This is a genomic window from Alistipes communis, from assembly GCF_006542665.1.
GTDB classification, from domain to species: Bacteria; Bacteroidota; Bacteroidia; order Bacteroidales; family Rikenellaceae; genus Alistipes; species Alistipes communis.
Map to the genome: position 1 here is coordinate 18108 of NZ_AP019735.1, position 16951 is coordinate 35058.

Annotated in this window: 14 protein-coding genes; 4 read left to right on the forward strand and 10 right to left on the reverse strand. The window is 60.2% G+C overall.

Annotation, left to right across the window (positions count from 1 at the left end; translation table 11 throughout):
- The 5 genes from FMF02_RS00090 to FMF02_RS13580 all read right to left on the reverse strand — a co-directional run bounded on the left by FMF02_RS00090 (position 1) and on the right by FMF02_RS13580 (position 5918).
- Positions 1-1797 carry a peptidase U32 family protein gene (locus tag FMF02_RS00090; protein WP_141411775.1) on the reverse strand — a complete coding sequence of 599 codons (1797 nt, stop codon included), beginning with the start codon at positions 1795-1797 and terminating at the stop codon, positions 1-3.
- A gap of 249 nt (positions 1798-2046) precedes the next feature.
- Positions 2047-3834: a phosphatidylinositol-specific phospholipase C domain-containing protein gene (locus tag FMF02_RS00095; RefSeq protein ID WP_162502243.1), complete on the reverse strand. Its 1788-nt coding sequence runs from the start codon at positions 3832-3834 to the stop codon at positions 2047-2049.
- A 1-nt stretch (position 3835) separates the two neighbouring features.
- Positions 3836-4033, reverse strand: coding sequence for a hypothetical protein (locus FMF02_RS00100; RefSeq protein ID WP_141411777.1), 198 nt, complete (start codon positions 4031-4033; stop codon positions 3836-3838).
- Positions 4034-4086: 53 nt separating this feature from the next.
- Entirely contained in the window at positions 4087-5727 is a 1641-nt protein-coding gene (locus FMF02_RS00105) for a fimbrillin family protein (protein WP_141411778.1), read from the reverse strand.
- 50 nt (positions 5728-5777) lie between these two features.
- A complete protein-coding gene (locus tag FMF02_RS13580) occupies positions 5778-5918 on the reverse strand; it encodes a hypothetical protein (RefSeq protein WP_019129243.1) in 141 nt (46 codons plus the stop codon).
- A gap of 507 nt (positions 5919-6425) precedes the next feature.
- Between FMF02_RS13580 and serS the strand changes: the two genes are divergently transcribed.
- Entirely contained in the window at positions 6426-7697 is a 1272-nt protein-coding gene (gene serS, locus FMF02_RS00110; RefSeq protein WP_019129242.1) for a serine--tRNA ligase, read from the forward strand.
- A 43-nt stretch (positions 7698-7740) separates the two neighbouring features.
- Positions 7741-7908 carry a 4Fe-4S ferredoxin gene (gene fdxA, locus FMF02_RS00115; protein WP_019129241.1) on the forward strand — a complete coding sequence of 56 codons (168 nt, stop codon included), beginning with the start codon at positions 7741-7743 and terminating at the stop codon, positions 7906-7908.
- A 132-nt stretch (positions 7909-8040) separates the two neighbouring features.
- On the opposite strand, the gene FMF02_RS00120 is transcribed toward fdxA, so the two are convergent.
- The 5 genes from FMF02_RS00120 to panC all read right to left on the reverse strand — a co-directional run bounded on the left by FMF02_RS00120 (position 8041) and on the right by panC (position 13483).
- Positions 8041-8619, reverse strand: a complete 579-nt coding sequence (locus tag FMF02_RS00120) for a DUF4251 domain-containing protein (RefSeq protein ID WP_244611591.1) — start codon at positions 8617-8619, stop codon at positions 8041-8043.
- A gap of 170 nt (positions 8620-8789) precedes the next feature.
- The gene (locus tag FMF02_RS00125) at positions 8790-11693 is read right to left on the reverse strand and encodes a M16 family metallopeptidase (protein ID WP_141411779.1); all 2904 of its coding nucleotides are present in this window, start codon (positions 11691-11693) and stop codon (positions 8790-8792) included.
- 21 nt (positions 11694-11714) lie between these two features.
- Positions 11715-12227, reverse strand: coding sequence for a DUF456 domain-containing protein (locus FMF02_RS00130; protein WP_019129238.1), 513 nt, complete (start codon positions 12225-12227; stop codon positions 11715-11717).
- Between the two features lie 52 nt (positions 12228-12279).
- A complete protein-coding gene (gene panD / locus FMF02_RS00135; RefSeq protein ID WP_026074672.1) occupies positions 12280-12633 on the reverse strand; it encodes an aspartate 1-decarboxylase in 354 nt (117 codons plus the stop codon).
- Between the two features lie 13 nt (positions 12634-12646).
- Positions 12647-13483, reverse strand: a complete 837-nt coding sequence (gene panC / locus FMF02_RS00140; RefSeq protein ID WP_141411780.1) for a pantoate--beta-alanine ligase — start codon at positions 13481-13483, stop codon at positions 12647-12649.
- Between the two features lie 380 nt (positions 13484-13863).
- Between panC and FMF02_RS00145 the strand changes: the two genes are divergently transcribed.
- Positions 13864-15888 (forward strand): dipeptidyl-peptidase 3 family protein, encoded by a 2025-nt coding sequence (locus tag FMF02_RS00145; protein WP_370744759.1) that lies wholly within the window; start codon positions 13864-13866, stop codon positions 15886-15888.
- Positions 15889-16284: 396 nt separating this feature from the next.
- Positions 16285-16941: a DUF4136 domain-containing protein gene (locus FMF02_RS00150; RefSeq protein WP_034779249.1), complete on the forward strand. Its 657-nt coding sequence runs from the start codon at positions 16285-16287 to the stop codon at positions 16939-16941.
- The last annotated feature ends 10 nt before the right edge of the window (positions 16942-16951 follow it).

The window sequence follows — 16951 nt, forward strand, 5'->3', positions numbered from 1 at the left end:
CTATTTTTCATCGATCAAACTCATTTCGCAGCGTGCGCAGTCGAACGCCAGCCGGTAGCGCTTCGCGCCGCGCACCAGAAAGAGATCGCCGCCGAGGCGCGAACCTTCCAGCAGGCATTCGCCGATCTCGCGACGGATGCAATAGGCCGAACGCATCACCCGCCGGCCCGCCGTCGAGGCTTCGAGGTCGAGCCCCCGCTCGATGCGCGTCACCCCGTGGTCGCGGTAGAAACGTTCCGCAAGCCGGTTGGTAACATTCCCTTCGGCCGAAAGCGCCGCAGCAGGATAGGGCGCACACGGGTCTTCGGCAAGAATCCGGTGTTCGGGAACCCGTGCGACACGCAGCCGGCGCAACTCCGCCAGCGCTTCGCGCCGCAACGCACCGGCCAGCGAAAGAGGAACGAACCACTCGGCACCCGTCACCTCCACCCGCTGTACGTCGAACGGCGTATCGCCGCTGCGGGCGGCCTGCGTCCGCAACCCGTCGGCCATCTTCGCGGGATCGCCCGCAGGCTCGAACACGCCCTCGCGCGAAGCCTCCGCCGACAGCCCCTCGCAATCCGTATACCGAAACGTCACGCGGTCGGACGCAACCGTCACGCAGGCCTCCGCAGGAATGACGCGCCGCATGCGGCTGTGCTCCAATTGCAGGCGGAACCGGCTGTCCAGATTGCGATAGACCGCCGCACCGGGGCGGATCGACGCAGGCATCCGGTTGGGCGCGATGCGGCGCCCTTCAACCGAATTGACGTTCGTGCCGTCGGCACCGATGCAGATACCGTCGCCCGCAGCGAGCGCGGCGTCGCGGTCGAGCGTAAAGCCTCGGACATCGCACGCGGCCACCCGCCCTACGAACTCGCCCACCGACTTGGGCGTGTCGAACGACGCGACACCCGCCGACCGCCCCATAAGGAAATACTCCGATTCGCCGCGCGTGAAACTCTTCGCCGGATCGGGGGTGAAATCGAGCCGCGTCTCCCCCACCGACGCACGGCGGCAGTCGCCGCGCGAAGCGATCGCCTCGTCGAGCCGGCGGCGGTAGTAGGCCACCACGTTGCGGATATAGCCTTCGTCTTTGAGCCGTCCTTCGATCTTGAACGAGGTGACGCCCGCGTCGATCAACGCCCCCAGCCGATCGGCCAGATTGAGATCGCGCACCGAGAGCAGGTGCTTGCCGCGCAGAATCCGCCTTCCGGCGGCGTCTTCCAGATCGTAGCTCAGACGGCACGGCTGGCTGCATTCGCCCCGATTGCCGCTGCGCGCCGACATCGACCGCGACAGATAACACTGACCGCTGTACCCCACGCAGATCGCACCGTGGACGAAACACTCGACCTCGGCTGTCGTGGCGCGGCAGATCGCACGGATCTCGTCGAGCGACAGCGCCCGTTCCAGAATCACGCGTGCGAAACCCGCATTCCCCAGAAACGCCGCCTCGGCAGGCGTGCGGATCGCCGTCTGCGTCGAGGCGTGCAGTTCGACGGGCAGCGACATGCGCCGCAGCGCCATGTCCTGCACGATGAGCGCGTCGACACCCGCCGCGACGAGTTCGCGGGCCTGCCGTTCGGCGGCCGCGAGTTCGTCGTCGTAAAGCAGCGTATTGAGCGTGGCGTGCACCCGCACGCTGTAAAGATGCGCATACTCCGCCGCACGGCGGATGTCGTCGACCGAATTGGCGGCCGCATGGCGCGCACCGAACCTCGCGCCGCCGATGTAGATCGCATCGGCGCCGGCGTCGACGGCCGCAACCGCCGAGGCATAGTCCCGCGCTGGGGCCAGCAGTTCGAGTCGTTTCATATCCGTTTCTGCGGACAAAGATAGTGATAAGCGAGGGCAGAAGCAAGCGCCGGCTTGATTATGCCGAACGGGAGTATCTTCGGCGTCAGCCAAAGATAACGAAAAAAGCGGCGGTACGGTATACGCATCGCCGCTTTTCGCCCGCAACCGCCGCCCGTGCGGAACCGGAGCCGCGCCGCAGGGTAAAAAAAGAGGAGCCCCCTTGCTCGGCTCCCCGGAAACAACACACACATGACACCTGTCCGCTGGCTAACGAACGCAAGGGAGATGACAGTAGAAATTCTGGTCGATGACCGCACGCAGCAACTCGTCGCCCGAGACATCCGTATCGCCCGCAAAATCCATCATCACGACGCCCGTACAACCGGGATGCACTTTGAGATAGTCGCAGGTGGCGGGATTGAGCGTCCGTGCGTTCGACTTCGGAGTCGTCACGACGGCCGTCGCCAAGCTCGTGAAGTTGAAGAGCCACTCCGACTCCGCCTTTTCACGCGCCTTGTCCAGATAGGCGATGATCGCATTCTTCTTGTTGTCGATACCGGTCGTACCTCCGTACTTATCCTGAATGAAGAGTTTCGCGGAAGCCGAACCGTTGACGATCGACGAAATTTGATCGGTCACATCGTCCTGCCACGAGGCGATCTTCCCGCCGACGAGCGCACCGTCGTAATCGCTGCGGGTGAGCACGAGTATCTTGCCGCGCAGTTCGCCCAGCGTCAGATCGGGCCGGAAATCGACGAAACGGTCGCGGTAGGCGCTCGACGAATTGAGGTAGTCGCCCATGCGCGAACGGAACGTCGCATCGTTGCCCGCATCGCCCTGCCGCTGCATCTGGACGATGCAGCCCTCCGAAGGACAGGCCGCCAAGTAACGATCCATCGCCGCGATGGCCTCATCGAACGTCACGCCGGTCGATGTCCCGTGGTAGATCATCAGATCGTCGGTACCCGTCGGACGCAGGTCGAAGCACCGCACGCCGGCGTTCAACTGCGCTCCCAAACTGAGGCTCTGACATTTCGACCAAAGGTTGAGCGTCGAGGTCGCCGCATCGTGCGTACCGGGAATCGACAGTGCCGAAAGCAGCGCATCGTCGGGCAGATAGCTCATCCACGAAGCATAGAGCTTCCTGCGTGCGGCGTCGTTCATAGCCGGCAGCGCACCCAGCTCGATCGCATAGCGTTTGCCGCCCACGAGCGGCTCGGCGCAACTCCGCCCTGCAACGCCGGCGGCCGTCACCACGTCGACCCGCAGTCCGACGAAAGAGCTCTGCGACAGCACGACGGCAATCGCACGGCAACTCTCGCCCGCGGCGAGTTTCACGCCCGGTGTTCCGTCGGACTGCAACATCCGCACGGCCACGACATTCGATCCACCGTCGACCCTGCCGAGACGGTCGGCTCCGAGATCGTAGACGAACGTCCCCGCCAGTTTCTCGCCTGCCTGCGTCGAACGCACCACAATCTGCCGCACCTCGGTCGCCTCGGACGCCGCGAACGAGATGTCGAGCAACGTCACGACCGGCCGGAAATGCAACGTCACGACCGAAGACTCGGGCGAGATTCCCTCTTCGGCAGAAGCCAGATAGAGCAGCGCCGGATCGAGGAGGCCGTCGCGGCACTCCTGCACCGAAGGGAGCGACGCCTTCACGGTACCGTCTCCCGATATTTCAAGATCGGGAGCGTCCGCAGGCGAAAAGGCGTAGAAATCGTGCAGACCTTCGCCCCACTGCTGCGAATCCCCCGAGCCGAACGAGGCCGAAACGGAAAATTCGTCGGGACACGTCAGCACATAGCGCCCCACGGAGGGCGTAGCCTGCTCGCAAGCGACCGACACGGCGTCGCCGTCGCACCAATAGACCGGCACCTTTCCGTCGGCGGGATCGCCCGGTACAGCGCGCGTGGCATCGCCGCACCTCCCTTCGAAACGAATCGCCCGACCGGCGTCGGCACTGAAATCGACATCGACCGCATCACGGGAACATCCCGTGGACGCGATCGCCAACCCGAACAAAGAAAAAGCAACTATTCCGTATCTCATATCAATCCCAATCGCTGAGGTCAGGGGCTCCGCCGTCGTCGAAACCGTCGGAGACGAATTCATCTTCATCGTCGAAATAGGACGCGGCGAAACCGCGTTCCGCCGCCACGGCCAGATTCGTCAGGCAGGGCGGCACGTAACAATCGAGCGGACGGCAGGGAAGGGAATCGCAACCGTCATTGAGTATGGGTTTCATCATAAAATAATCAATCCGGGGAGGGCGTCGGCCGACGCCCTCCCCGGATTTCGACACTATTTGTTTTCGTAGGAGAAGCAGATGTTTTTGATATAGACCATACGGCCCTTGGACGAAGAGGCGCCCACCTGGCCATCGAGTTTGAATCCCATATGAGCCGCCGATCCGTCCTTGTTGGGTTCCATGAACTGATCGATTCCGGCAATCGTCTCGGCAGGGATTACGACCTCGTAACTCCTCCAATACGCCGCATCCTCCGGATAACCGCCGTTCTCCTTGGCCTCCTTGGCCGTCATCAATGCGGGCTCGGCGTCGACACTTGCCAATGCGACGAATCCGCCGTCTCCGGTGTCCCCATTCGTCCGCGTGCTGCAATGGTTGAAGCCGATAATAATCGGACACGGATTCTTATCCTTGCCGCTGAACACGACATGGGCATCGAACGTCACGGCGATATCTCCCTGCGTATACCCCTTCAACACGGTCGAGCTGGGCATATAGAATGCAGACTGCGCGTACAGCCAGGAAGTACCCAAGCTCCATCTATTGCTCGTATTGTCCAGAACGATCATCCGCTCCTTGTCCGCTGCATCCTTAATCGATGCATGGAACCCGAAACATTCGCCTCGCTTATCAAACATGATACCGGCTCCGTGCGCATAATCTCCGGCAGGAGCGAAAGCCTCGGTAAGCTGCACGTCGACGGGCGTCCAGTCGTTCTCGAGTTGCAGGCTGACTGCGCGGAAATGTCCGGCCTCGAACTCCATGTCGCTGTCGCTCGTCAGAACGAGCGTCTGCGTGATCCGTTCGGCCTCTCCGGTATGGATATCCGTACCCGTACCTCTCAGCGTGACCAGAATCCGGTCGTTCGCATTGCCGTCGGTGTTCGCTTTCAACGTGAAGGGCTTCACGACCACCAACGCATACTGATCGTCGTTGGCCTCGCCCGATTCGTCCTTGTAAGACTTCTGCGGCGTCAACGGAGCATCCAGATCGACGATCACCTTCCGGCTCGACGCCGAAGCGACGTAACCCTCGCGGAAATTCACCTTCGTCTCGCCGATGACATTCTCCGGGAAAAGGATCTCCATGTCCGTGATCCGGATGTCGTCGAAGGCCGGCTCGGCCGACTCTTTCACATAGAAGCGCAGCGAAGTGAGCAGATGCTCGAAGGTAACCGGCGGCCGGCCCACGAGAAGCGACGATCCGGTAGTCTCGGCACGCATCAGGTTGTAGATTCCCTCGAAGACATCCTTCTGCACATAGCCGTCGCCCTCTCGGGTACCGATCGTATAGGTCACTTCATCGCCGCTGACACCCGACGTACCGGCATAAGGCCACGGATACATCAACACATAGTTCTGATCGTCGTATCCCATCTCGCTCAAATCGTACTCCGTCCGAAGCGAAAAGGCGGTTTTCGCACCGGCCGATTCCGCCACGAAAGGATTGCCGATGAGCGTATAGTCATAATCAGGAGCCGAAGTTGCGGGCGCATACCACACCATCACCTGCTCCGAACCGTCCCACGTATACGTCAACGCCGTATGATCCAGCGACACGCGCGTACCCTCAGTCGTTGCATCGAACGAATAGACATTCATCGGCAGCGCAGCGTCGTCCTGCGTGCCGTCTTGCTGACAGGAGGCTAAACCCGAAACGGCCGCCGCCAGTAAAGCGAAAAAAGATCTTTTCATTATCGTAATTTTTAAATTCGATTTTTTCTTGCTGTTCCCGTGCGGAAAAATCAATTGCCCCATTCGGAATCTTCTTCTCCGGGAGTGATCTCCCCCTCGCCCGACGAGGCGAACCCCTCTTCGACTTTCACGTCAAAAACTATTGCCCGAGGCACCACGTAAGCCTCTTTTTCCGATTGATAGTAGTTCATAGTTCTAATTAGATAAATTAAAATTACATTATGTTCAAAACTATCTTCCGATCGGATTTTCGGATAACCTATTGCGATACAATGGTATATTGTGTTTATTTTCGAAACCGCTGTAATGCAGTTTTTTAATTCCGGCAAAATATTTCATAAAAAAGTCGGGCAAGGGGGGGGGATTTTTCAAAAAAAATATTTACCTTTGCCATCGTTGAATCCAACAAGGTGAGAACAAACATTTTAGGATATTATTCAACGCTCGCGAAAATTTTACATAATGTAATTTTTATCAGAGAATCTCGCCCTGAAAATCCGTTTTACCCTCAGATTCATCCGAATAGTTAGCATCCTCGACACACCGCCCTCCGGTATTCCGTAGCGTACATCCTTCGTCGCACCCGACAGCAAACCGCACGGACGCCCCGGATAAACTCGATTTTTACCGCTCTGCGCATCGTTTTTACCAAGTATTTTATAACTTTGCGATTCGGAAACGTTTAACGATAATTAACGATGCTTACACTCAAACAACTCCGGGACGACAAGGAGGCGGCCGTCCGCCGCCTGGCCAAAAAGGGCGTGGACGCACGTCCCGTCATCGACCGGATCGAGCAGCTCGACGACCGCCGCAAGGCGATCCAGCAAGAGTTGGATAACTGTCTGTCGCAGCAGAACCAGGCGGCCAAGATGATCGGCGCGCTGATGGGGCAGGGCAAACGCGACGAAGCCGAAGCGAAAAAGGCCGAAGTGGCGGCGCTCAAAGAAAAATCGGTAAAACTGTCGGCCGAGATGAAGCAGACGGCCGACGCCTTGCAGGCCGAGATCGTACTGCTGCCCAACTTCCCCGCCGAGATCGTTCCCGAAGGAACCTCGGCCGAGGACAATCTGGTGGTGAAACTCGTGGAGAACTACACGCCGCTGCCGGCCGAGGCGCTGCCGCACTGGGAGCTGGCCAAGAAATACGACATCATCGATTTCGACCTGGGCGTAAAACTCACCGGAGCGGGATTTCCCGTTTACAAGGGCAAGGGCGCCCGCCTGCAACGTGCGCTGATCAACTACTTCCTCGACTACAACACCCGCGCGGGCTACCAGGAGGTTGAACCGCCCGTGATGGTCAACGAGGCGTCGGGATTCGGCACGGGACAGCTGCCCGACAAGGAGGGACAGATGTACCACGCCACGGTGGACAATTTCTACCTCGTCCCGACGGCCGAGGTGCCGGTGACGAACATCTTCCGCGACGTGATCCTCGACGAGAAGGATTTCCCCGTCAAGATGACCGCCTACACCCCCTGTTTCCGCCGCGAAGCCGGCTCCTACGGCAAGGACGTGCGCGGCCTGAACCGTCTGCACCAGTTCGACAAGGTGGAGATCGTGCGGCTGTCGCTGCCCGACGATTCCTACGAAGCGCTCGACGACATGGTGGCCCACGTCGAGGGGTTGGTCAAGTCGCTCGGCCTGCCCTACCGCATCCTGCGTCTGTGCGGCGGCGACATGTCGTTCACCTCGGCGCTGACCTACGACTTCGAGGTCTACTCCGAAGCGCAGAAGCGCTGGCTGGAAGTATCGTCCGTCTCGAACTTCGAGTCGTTCCAGGCCAACCGGCTGAAACTACGCTACCGCGACGCGAACAAGAAAATCCACTTGGCCCATACGCTCAACGGCTCGTCGCTCGCACTTCCGCGCATCGTCGCGGCGTTGTTGGAGAACAACCAGACGCCCGAAGGCATCCGGATTCCCGAGGTGCTGATTCCCTACACGGGGTTTGATATTATCAAATAAAGTCACTATATTTGCAGACACTTAACAAAAAATCGACAAAACAATGGCTTACAAAATTACCGACGCATGCGTTGCATGCGGTACTTGTATCGGCGAATGCCCGGTAGAGGCGATCTCGGCCGGCGATATCTATGTGATCGATGCCGATAAGTGCATCGACTGCGGAACCTGCGCAGGCGTTTGCCCCAGCGAGGCGATCATTCCCGAATAAGTTCGCTCCGTAAAAAAGCGCGTCTCCGCCTTATATAGGGCGGAGACGCGCTTTTTCATATCCGCACCTCAACGGATACGGCCGTACATACGCCTACACGGCGACGGGAGCGGCAGGATTCGCCGCAGAGGATCACAGCGCGCTGCCCTTGAACACGCGCGATTCGTCCAGCGGAACCAGCACGCCGGTCAACTGAATCCGGTCGGAGCTGAAATTGGGATCGATCGAAACCGACGCGCGGTTGCTTCCCGCCGGCAACCGGATGCTCAGCGTCGCGGAGATCCCCCGCCCGAATACGTTCATGGAAAAGGTGGTATTCCCCCGCTTGTCCGTTCTGACCCGAATGTTGGAGGCATGTCCTTCCAGAGTGATGCCGCCGATACCGTTGGGGCCTCCTCCCATGAACGGCGCGACCTGCACGGTGGCCATGTCGCCGGAAAGCGTCACGAAATTCGTGTCGGAGGAGACGAAGACCACCCTCCCGCGCCGGAGGGTCAGCCGATCGGCTTCCAACGCGAAATCGAGCCGGTCGAGACTCCGCAGGGCTTTCAGGTGCGCGAGCGAATCCGCAACGGCCTGTTCGCGCTTCGCCCGCTCGCGGTCGGCCGACCGCGTCTGTTCGGTCTGTGTGCGGGTACGCCGCGCCTGCGGCCGTGCGGGATTTACGACCCCCGCCAGCAGGCAGAGCGTCAAAAGAATCGGTAGTTTCATTTTCGTGTTTTTCAGCTCTTCCTGCAAAATGTATGCTAATCGTTCGCCGCGACGGCAATCACGCCGCCGCGGGGTTTCGACCGGATAAAAAAAGCGACAGACCGGACGACCGGTCTGTCGCATCCTCGGTTCCGACCGGCTCGGGTCGGACCTCCTCGGCACGCGGCGTTCTAATAACCGAACAGCTCGCGCTGGCTCACCTCGTGTACGGGGCCGAGCGTGCGCAGATAATCCATGTCGATGTCGTTGCGGTCGCCCAGAATGCTATACGTGTATTTGCGCCCCTTGACCCATTTGTCGTGGAAAGCCTTCACGTCGGCGAGCGTCATGCCCTGCACGGCGTCGTAAACGGCCTTGTTGCGGTCGACCCCGACGCCCATCTCGCGCGCCGAGACGAAACTCCACAGCACGTTGTCGCGCACGGTGCGCTGCGTGGAGAGGTTGGCCAGGATACCCTGCTTGGCCAGTTCGAAGGCCTTCTCCGATTCGGGCATGTTCTCGATGATCTCGTCGAACGCCTCGACGGCCTGGCGCATCTTGTCGTTCTGCGTGGCGATGAAGGCATAGAAGATATAGGGATCGTCCTTGTCGCGCATCTCGGTGAAGGTGGCGAAAGCAGTATAGGCCAGCGAACGCGCCTCGCGCATCTCCTGGAAGACCACGGCGTTCATGCCGCCGCCGAAATAGCTGTTGAAGAGCGTCTCGCCCGGATCGTTGTCGGTCGAGAACTTCTCGCCGCGGTTCGAATATTGGAGATAATAGATCTGTTTGGCGTCGTACTGCGCCACGTTGACCTCGCTCTTGTCCACCGTCAGCAGCGGGAAACGCACCTTCCGCACCGGCTTCAACTCCTGCGACGTGCGGTGGATCGCGTCGAGCGCGGCGATGAGCTTCGCCTCCGTCTCGGGACCGTAGTACATCACGTAGTGCTCGTAGTCGCTCAGGCTCCGGATCCGCGCCAGCAGTTCGTCCGACGTGAGCGCCATGAGCTGCTCGTCGGTCAGCGTCCGCGCCCGAATCGCTTCGGGGCCGTAGAAGGTATACTGTTGCAGTGCGCGGAAGTTGGCGTTCTGGTTCAACTTGGCGTCGTTGCGCGCCTTCATCGCGTTGGCTTTGAGCTGCGCGAGCACGGCGTCGTCGCCCTCGACGTTCTGCATGTACTCCTCGGCCAGCTTCACGGCCTTGTCCATATTCTCCGCAAGTCCGCTGATCGTCACATAGATGCGCTCGCCGCCCGCATGGATGCCGAACGAGCAGGCCAGATCGTAAAACTCGCGCTGGATCTCCTGCAACGACTGCGTATCGGTGCCCAACAGGTCGAAATAGTCCGACGCGATGCCGAAGGCGGGATCGGTCGTCGTACCGAAATCGTAGACGTAGTAGAGGCTGAACAGCCCGTTGGTGGTATTCTGCTTATAGAGCACCTCGATGTCCTGCTTCATCTTGCCGACCGAGAGGTCGCTGGCATAATCGACGAAGACCGGCTGCACGGCCTCGACCTCGGCGGCCTGGATGGCGGCGAGGAACTCCGACGACTTGTCGCGGTTGGTGGCAATGGGCGTGATCTGCGGCTTGTCGATCTTGTGGATATTGGGATCGACGCCCTGGCGCTTGTAAACGGCTGCATAAACCTCGGGATCGAGCTTCTCGTTGGCCCACGCCACGACGTCGGCCTTGGTCACCTTCGACAGGCGGTCGAGCTCCTCCACCGAACGCTTCCAGTCCACACCGTTGATAAAGGCGTCGACATAGGCCATCGCGCGGTTGCCGTTCTCTTCGAGCGCCTGCATCTCGCCGCGCTTGTAGTTGGCGATCGTCGAGGCGAGCAGCTCCTCGTCGAAATCGCCGGCCCGCAGCTTCCCGATCTCATCGAGCAGCATGTCGCGCGCCTCTTCGAGCGTCTGCCCCGGCTTGGGATAGCCGATGGCCACCATCATGCCGTAGTCAGCCAATTGGAGGCCCTCCGCACCCACGCCCAGCATTTTCTGCTGCTGCTGGATATCGACGTCCAACAGGCCGCACTTGCCGTTCGAAAGCAGCGAACTCACGAGCTGGATCATGTCGGCGTCCTCGCTCGAAGCGCCGCCGGTGCGCCAGCCCAGGTAGATCATTTCGGCCTCCTGCCCCAGCACCGTCTTCTCGACGGGAGCGGTCATCGCCGGTTCGGGCGTGAAGGACCATTCGGGCAGTTCGGGATTGGGTTTCAGTCCGCCGAAGTACTTGTCGATCGTCGCGATCATCCGGTCGGGATCGAAATCGCCCGACAGGCAGATGGCCATGTTGTTGGGCACGTAATAAGTCTTGTAGTAATTCTTGATGTTGGTGATCGAAGGGTTCTTCAAATCCTCCTGCGTACCCAGCACGGTGTGCATTCCGTAGGGATGGTGCGGATAGAGCGCCACCATGAGCGAGTCCAACATCTTGCGGCTGTCGCTCGTGAGCGACATGTTGTACTCCTCGTAGACGGTCTCCAACTCGGTGTGGAATCCGCGGATCACCGCATTGGCGAAACGGTCGGACTGGATCTTCGCCCAGTTGTCGATCTGGTTCGAGGGAATCTCCTCGGTATAGACGGTCATGTCGTAGGAGGTGAAGGCGTTCGTGCCCGCGGCGCCGATGGCCGACATCAGCTTGTCGTACTCGTTGGGAATCGCCAGCTTCGAAGCCTCCTGCGACACGGAGTCGATGCGGGCATAGATCGCACGGCGTTCGTCGGCGTCGGTCGTGGTGCGATAGACCTCGAACAGACGCTCGATCTCGTCGAGCATCGGACGCTCGGCCTCGTAATCCTGGGTGCCGAACGACTTGGTGCCCTTGAACATCAGGTGCTCGAAATAGTGCGCCAGACCGGTCGTTTCGAGCGGGTCGTTCTTCGAACCCACGCGCACGGCGATGTAGGTCTGGATGCGGGGCGCCTCCCCGTTCACGGTCATGTAGACCTTCAATCCGTTGTCCAGCGTGTAGATACGGCTATGCAGCGGATCGTCGGCGACCTCCTCATAGCGGTACTTCGAACAGGACGTAACGACAAGGCTCAACACCGCTGCCGCTACCAATAAAAAGACTCTTTTCATATGATTGCGAGTTATGTTATCCTAAAATACGGTGGCGAACCACGCCCGCAGGGCCGGCCACGTGTCGGCCACGACGAAGGTCAGCATCCCGACCGCAGCCACCAGCTTGATCCCCGTACCGACCAGAAACGACAGGAACGATCCCACGCCCACCACCAGCGCCTGCCCGATCCGTTCGCGGTCGTTCAGCAGTTCGCCCGCGACAGCCCCTACGAACGGCCCCACCACGATACCGATCAGGCCGCCCACGAACAGGCCCGCGATCATGCCCACCGTGGCGCCGACCATTCCGGCCCGTGTGCCGCCGAACAGTTTGGCCATGTACCCCGGCAGAAAATAATCCGCCGCAGTCACCGCGGCCGTCAACCCCGCCCACAGCCACATCTCGGCGGGCGTCAGCGTCGAATAGCTGCACGCATAGGCGCAAAAAAGCCCCGCATAGCTCAGCACAGGGCCGGGCAGGACGGGGACAATGCAACCCACGATGCCGACGAGGCAACAGAGGAAAGCCGTTATGGAGAGGAATACGTCCATCTCGTTCGGTTTTTATCGTTCCACGGCAGCCGGTGCGGCCGCCGCATCTATTCTACTCTACCAGACGGTTGGTCGCCGTGTCGGGAAAGACCACCCACGGGCGGAACGTCTTCGCCTCCTCGAACTCCATGCGGGCGTAGGAGGCGATGATGAGCACGTCGCCCACCTGCGCCTTGCGGGCGGCTGCGCCGTTGAGACAGATCGCACCGCTGCCGCGCCGGCCGCGGATCACATAGGTGTCGAGCCGTTCGCCGTTGGTGACGTTCCATATCTGCACCCGTTCGCCCTCGATCAGGTTGGCCGCCTCCATCAACTCCTCGTCGATGGTGATGCTTCCCACGTAATTGAGGTTCGCCTCGGTAATGGTCACCCGATGGATTTTCGATTTCAGTACTTCGATCTGCATCATCCTCTTCGCATTATTTGATCCGGATATTGTCGATCAGCCGCACGGCGCCCGCCTGCACGGCGATACACCCCTGGATGCGTTCGCTCTCGTCCCAGGCTGCCACCTGCTGCATCGTGAGAGCGTCGACCGACTGGAAATAGATCACTTCGAGCAGACCGCTGCGCTCCGTCTCGCGCGTGACGAAGTCCGCCAGTTCGGCAGGCGTCATCCCTGCGGCACGTTCGGCGCCAAGCCTCAACGCCCGGCAGATATCGGGCGCAGCGGCGCGGTGCGCGGCATCGAGCAGGGCGTTGCGCGACGAAAGGGCCAGCCCGTCGTCGCCGCGCACGATCCCGCACTCGACGATTTCGAGCGGAAAGCCCGACTGGGCGACCATCGACTTCACCACGGCGATCTGCTGGAAATCCTTCTCACCGAAATAGGCACGCGCAGGCTGCACCATGGCGAAGAGCTTGCTCACCACCTGCGCCACGCCGTTGAAATGGCCCGGACGGGTGGCGCCCTCCATCACCTTGTCGATCCGGCCGAAATCGTACTGCCTAAGATCGGGGACGGGGTACATCTCCTCGACCGAGGGCATGAAGACCACGTCGGCCCCCGCCGCTTCGAGCAGCGCGCAATCGGCTTCGGGCGTGCGCGGATAGTTTCTCAGATCGTTTTTATCGTTGAACTGCGTGGGATTGACGAACACGCTCACCACGACGGTGGCGTTCTCGCGGCGCGCCCGTTCGACGAGCGAACGGTGGCCGGCATGCAGGGCACCCATGGTCGGGACCAGCCCGATACCGGTCGAATCGACCGCCGAGAGCACCTCGCGAAGCGCTTTGACGCTTGTTACGGTTTTCATTATTATTTCCAAACAATTAGGCCCGAAGGCTCGGCAAAGTTAGAAATAACAATTAAGATATAAAAGCGAAAACCGGAAAAATATGGTTTTCGGACCTCCTGACCGCCACGATCGTCCGCAAGACGACAAACCGAACCCTCGGCAAAATGCACCCTATTCGCTTTTGCGCTCGGCTTGCACACTTTGCGGAGGGCAAGCCTCCGCTTAGACAGGCGGCGCCTCGGCAAAATCGCAAGCTTCGCTTGCTTTTGCGCTCGGCTTGCACAACTTTGCGGGATTGCATCCCGCTTAGACAGGCGGCGCCTCGGCAAAATGCAAACTTCGTTTGCTTTTGCGCTCGGCTTGCACTATCTTTGGCATCAAATTCAATCCGAACGCAAATGAAAACGCTCACGTTTATTTCGCTTATGACAACATCCGTCGCATGTTTGGGTTCGTGCACGAACCCTGCGGCCTCCGACGCGCAGCAGCCGTGGATCGTCGACCGGTTCGACGACATCAAGGTCATCCGCTACGAAGTGCCCGGATTCGAACGGCTCCCGCTCGAACAGAAAGAGTTGATCTACTACCTGGCCGAAGCGGCCAAGTGCGGACGCGACATCCTCTTCGACCAGAACTGCGCGGCCAACCTGCCGATCAGGCGCACGCTCGAAACGCTCTACCTTAATTATAAAGGAGACCGCACGTCCGACGAGTGGAAAGCGCTCGAAAAATACCTCAAAAAAGTGTGGTTCGCCAACGGCATCCACCACCACTATTCCAACGACAAGTTCCGCCCCGAGTTTTCGGAATCCTTCTTCCGCGAGGCGGCCGCATCGGTAGGCATGGATCGCTTTCCGGCGGATTTCGATTTTCTCTGCAAGGTCATCTTCGACCCTGCGATCTACCCCACGCGGCTCAATCAGGCAGCCGGCGCCGACATGCTCTGGACGTCGGCCAGCAACTATTACAGCAACGTGCGCCAGCACGAGGCCGAACAGTTCTACGCCGCGATGGCCGCAGCCGATGCGGGCGACCCCTGCCCCGTCTCCTACGGTCTGAACTCGCAGTTGGTCAAGGAGGAGAAGACGGGACGTCTCTACGAGCGCATGTGGAAGGTCGGAGGCATGTACTCGCCCGCGATCGAACGCATCGTCTACTGGCTCGAAAAGGCACGCGACGTAGCGGCCGAGCCGCAGAAGCAGACCCTCGCCGCCCTGATCGACTACTACCGCACGGGCGACCTGAAACAGTTCGACCGCTACAACATCCTCTGGCTGCAAGACACGGTGTCGAACGTCGACTTCGTCAACGGATTCATCGAGACCTACGGCGATCCGCTGGGGTACAAGGCTTCGTGGGAGGCCAACGTCAACTTCGTCGACTCGGCGGCCTGCCGCCGCACGCGGATCATCTCCGAGAACGCCCAGTGGTTCGAAGACCACTCGCCTGTCGACCCCGCCTACAAGAAAAAGGTCGTCAAAGGCGTCTCGGCCAAGGTCATCACCGTGGCGATGCTCGGCGGCGACTGCTACCCCGCCACGCCGATCGGAATCAACCTTCCGAACGCCGACTGGATCCGCAAGGAGCACGGCTCGAAATCGGTGACGATCGACAACATCACCTACGCCTACGACCGCGCGGCGCACGGCAACGGCTTCGAGGAGGAGTTCATGTTGCGCCCCGAAGACCGCGAGCGCATCGACAAATACGGCAAGATCGGCGACGATCTCCACACCGACCTGCACGAATGTCTCGGACACGGTTCGGGCCAGCTGGCACCGGGCGTGAAGGGTGACGAGCTGAAAAGCTACGGATCGACGCTCGAAGAGACGCGCGCCGACCTCTTCGGCCTCTACTACCTGGGCGACCCGAAGCTCGTCGAGCTGGGGCTCGTCCCCTCGTTCGACGTGGCCAAGGCGCAATACGCCTCCTACATCCTCAACGGCATGATGACGCAGCTCGCCCGCATCGAACCGGGCAAGAACGTCGAGGAGTCGCACATGCGCAACCGCAAGCTGATCGCCGAATGGTGCTACGAGCAGGGCAAGGCCGACAACGTGATCGAGTGGCGCACCGAGCAGGGAAAGACCTACGTCGTGGTCAACGACTTCGAGAAACTGCGCGAGCTGTTCGGACAGATGCTGCGCGAGATCCAACGCATCAAGTCCGAAGGCGACTACGAGGCGGGCAAAGCGCTGGTCGAACAGTATGCCGTCAAAGTCGACCCGAAACTGCACCGCGAGGTGCTCGATCGCTACGAAGCGCTCCATATCGAGCCTTACGGGGGATTCGTCAATCCCGAATACGAACTGGTGGAACGCGACGGCCGGATCGTCGACGTGAAGATCGCCTACCCCGCCAACTACGTGGAGCAGATGCTCGGATACTCCCGCGACTACTCGTTCCTGCCCGACCGGAACTGATGCCGGACAAGACGGTGCAAACGGGCGGAGCCTTTCAAAGAAGGTTCCGCCCGTTTCGCGTTCCGGCACTTCCGCAGCTTCCCCGCAGCGCGGCCGGACTTCCCGACGTCGGCCGTCGCCGGCACCGCTGACAAGGAAGCATTGCACGCGAAACAAGAAAATACGGTACCGCATTCCGACCGGATTTCGAAACGGTTCGTCCGCCGGCACAACCTCCGGCATCGCCGCACGATAGCCCTGCGAACCGCCGCCCGCGCGCCTCCGGCCGCTAAATCTCCGGCGACGGCCCGCCCGCCGGCTTCCGACGAACGCCGCAGCACGGAAACGTAACATTCAGAACGGAACGGTATTTGAACGGAGAAGGGACGATAGCAACTCTTAAAAATTTTCAGGACTATGACCACAAAAAATCTACTCACGTCATTGCTCGTACTGCTGGCCGTCGCTGTCGTTTCGTGCCAGAAAGAGCCATCCACCTCCGGGCTTCACGAGGACTATCTGGTCTACACGGACTACGACCAACAGGCCGACTTCTCCGACGTGGAGACCTTCTATCTCCCCGACAGTATTCTGGTGATCGGCAACGCCGACAAGACCGAATACTGGAAAGACGCCGATGCGCAGGAGATCATCGGAACCGTCGCCGACCTGATGGAATCCCGCAACTTCGTCCGCACGGACGACAAGGAAACCGCGCAGACGGGTCTGCAAATCAGCTACGTCGAGCGTGTGACCTATTTCGTCGGGTACGACTACCCCTACTGGTGGTGGTACTACCCCTACTACTGGGCTCCCGGCTACTGGGGCGACTGGCTCGGCTGGCACTACCCCTACCAGGTCTATTACGGTTACACGGCCGGTTCGATGCTCATCGAGATGGTCGATCTGACGGCCGACCGGCAGAGCAACCGCAAACTGCCAGTCATCTGGGACAGCTTCATCGGCGGCCTGCTCACCTCGTCGCATAAGGTCAACATGCAGCGTACGCTGGACGCCGTGAACCAAGCCTTCATGCAATCGCCCTATCTGGAAACCAATTCCGTAAACCGTTAATCATTCATCG

What these genes read in the sequence shown, in the direction of transcription:
- FMF02_RS00090 (WP_141411775.1), bottom strand. Translation starts at nt 1,797, where the DNA reads ATGAAACGACTCGAACTGCTGGCCCCAGCGCGGGACTATGCCTCGGCG.
- FMF02_RS00095 (WP_162502243.1), bottom strand. Translation starts at nt 3,834, where the DNA reads ATGAGATACGGAATAGTTGCTTTTTCTTTGTTCGGGTTGGCGATCGCG.
- FMF02_RS00100 (WP_141411777.1), bottom strand. Translation starts at nt 4,033, where the DNA reads ATGATGAAACCCATACTCAATGACGGTTGCGATTCCCTTCCCTGCCGT.
- FMF02_RS00105 (WP_141411778.1), bottom strand. Translation starts at nt 5,727, where the DNA reads ATGAAAAGATCTTTTTTCGCTTTACTGGCGGCGGCCGTTTCGGGTTTA.
- FMF02_RS13580 (WP_019129243.1), bottom strand. Translation starts at nt 5,918, where the DNA reads ATGAACTACTATCAATCGGAAAAAGAGGCTTACGTGGTGCCTCGGGCA.
- serS (WP_019129242.1), top strand. Translation starts at nt 6,426, where the DNA reads ATGCTTACACTCAAACAACTCCGGGACGACAAGGAGGCGGCCGTCCGC.
- fdxA (WP_019129241.1), top strand. Translation starts at nt 7,741, where the DNA reads ATGGCTTACAAAATTACCGACGCATGCGTTGCATGCGGTACTTGTATC.
- FMF02_RS00120 (WP_244611591.1), bottom strand. Translation starts at nt 8,619, where the DNA reads ATGAAACTACCGATTCTTTTGACGCTCTGCCTGCTGGCGGGGGTCGTA.
- FMF02_RS00125 (WP_141411779.1), bottom strand. Translation starts at nt 11,693, where the DNA reads ATGAAAAGAGTCTTTTTATTGGTAGCGGCAGCGGTGTTGAGCCTTGTC.
- FMF02_RS00130 (WP_019129238.1), bottom strand. Translation starts at nt 12,227, where the DNA reads ATGGACGTATTCCTCTCCATAACGGCTTTCCTCTGTTGCCTCGTCGGC.
- panD (WP_026074672.1), bottom strand. Translation starts at nt 12,633, where the DNA reads ATGCAGATCGAAGTACTGAAATCGAAAATCCATCGGGTGACCATTACC.
- panC (WP_141411780.1), bottom strand. Translation starts at nt 13,483, where the DNA reads ATGAAAACCGTAACAAGCGTCAAAGCGCTTCGCGAGGTGCTCTCGGCG.
- FMF02_RS00145 (WP_370744759.1), top strand. Translation starts at nt 13,864, where the DNA reads ATGAAAACGCTCACGTTTATTTCGCTTATGACAACATCCGTCGCATGT.
- FMF02_RS00150 (WP_034779249.1), top strand. Translation starts at nt 16,285, where the DNA reads ATGACCACAAAAAATCTACTCACGTCATTGCTCGTACTGCTGGCCGTC.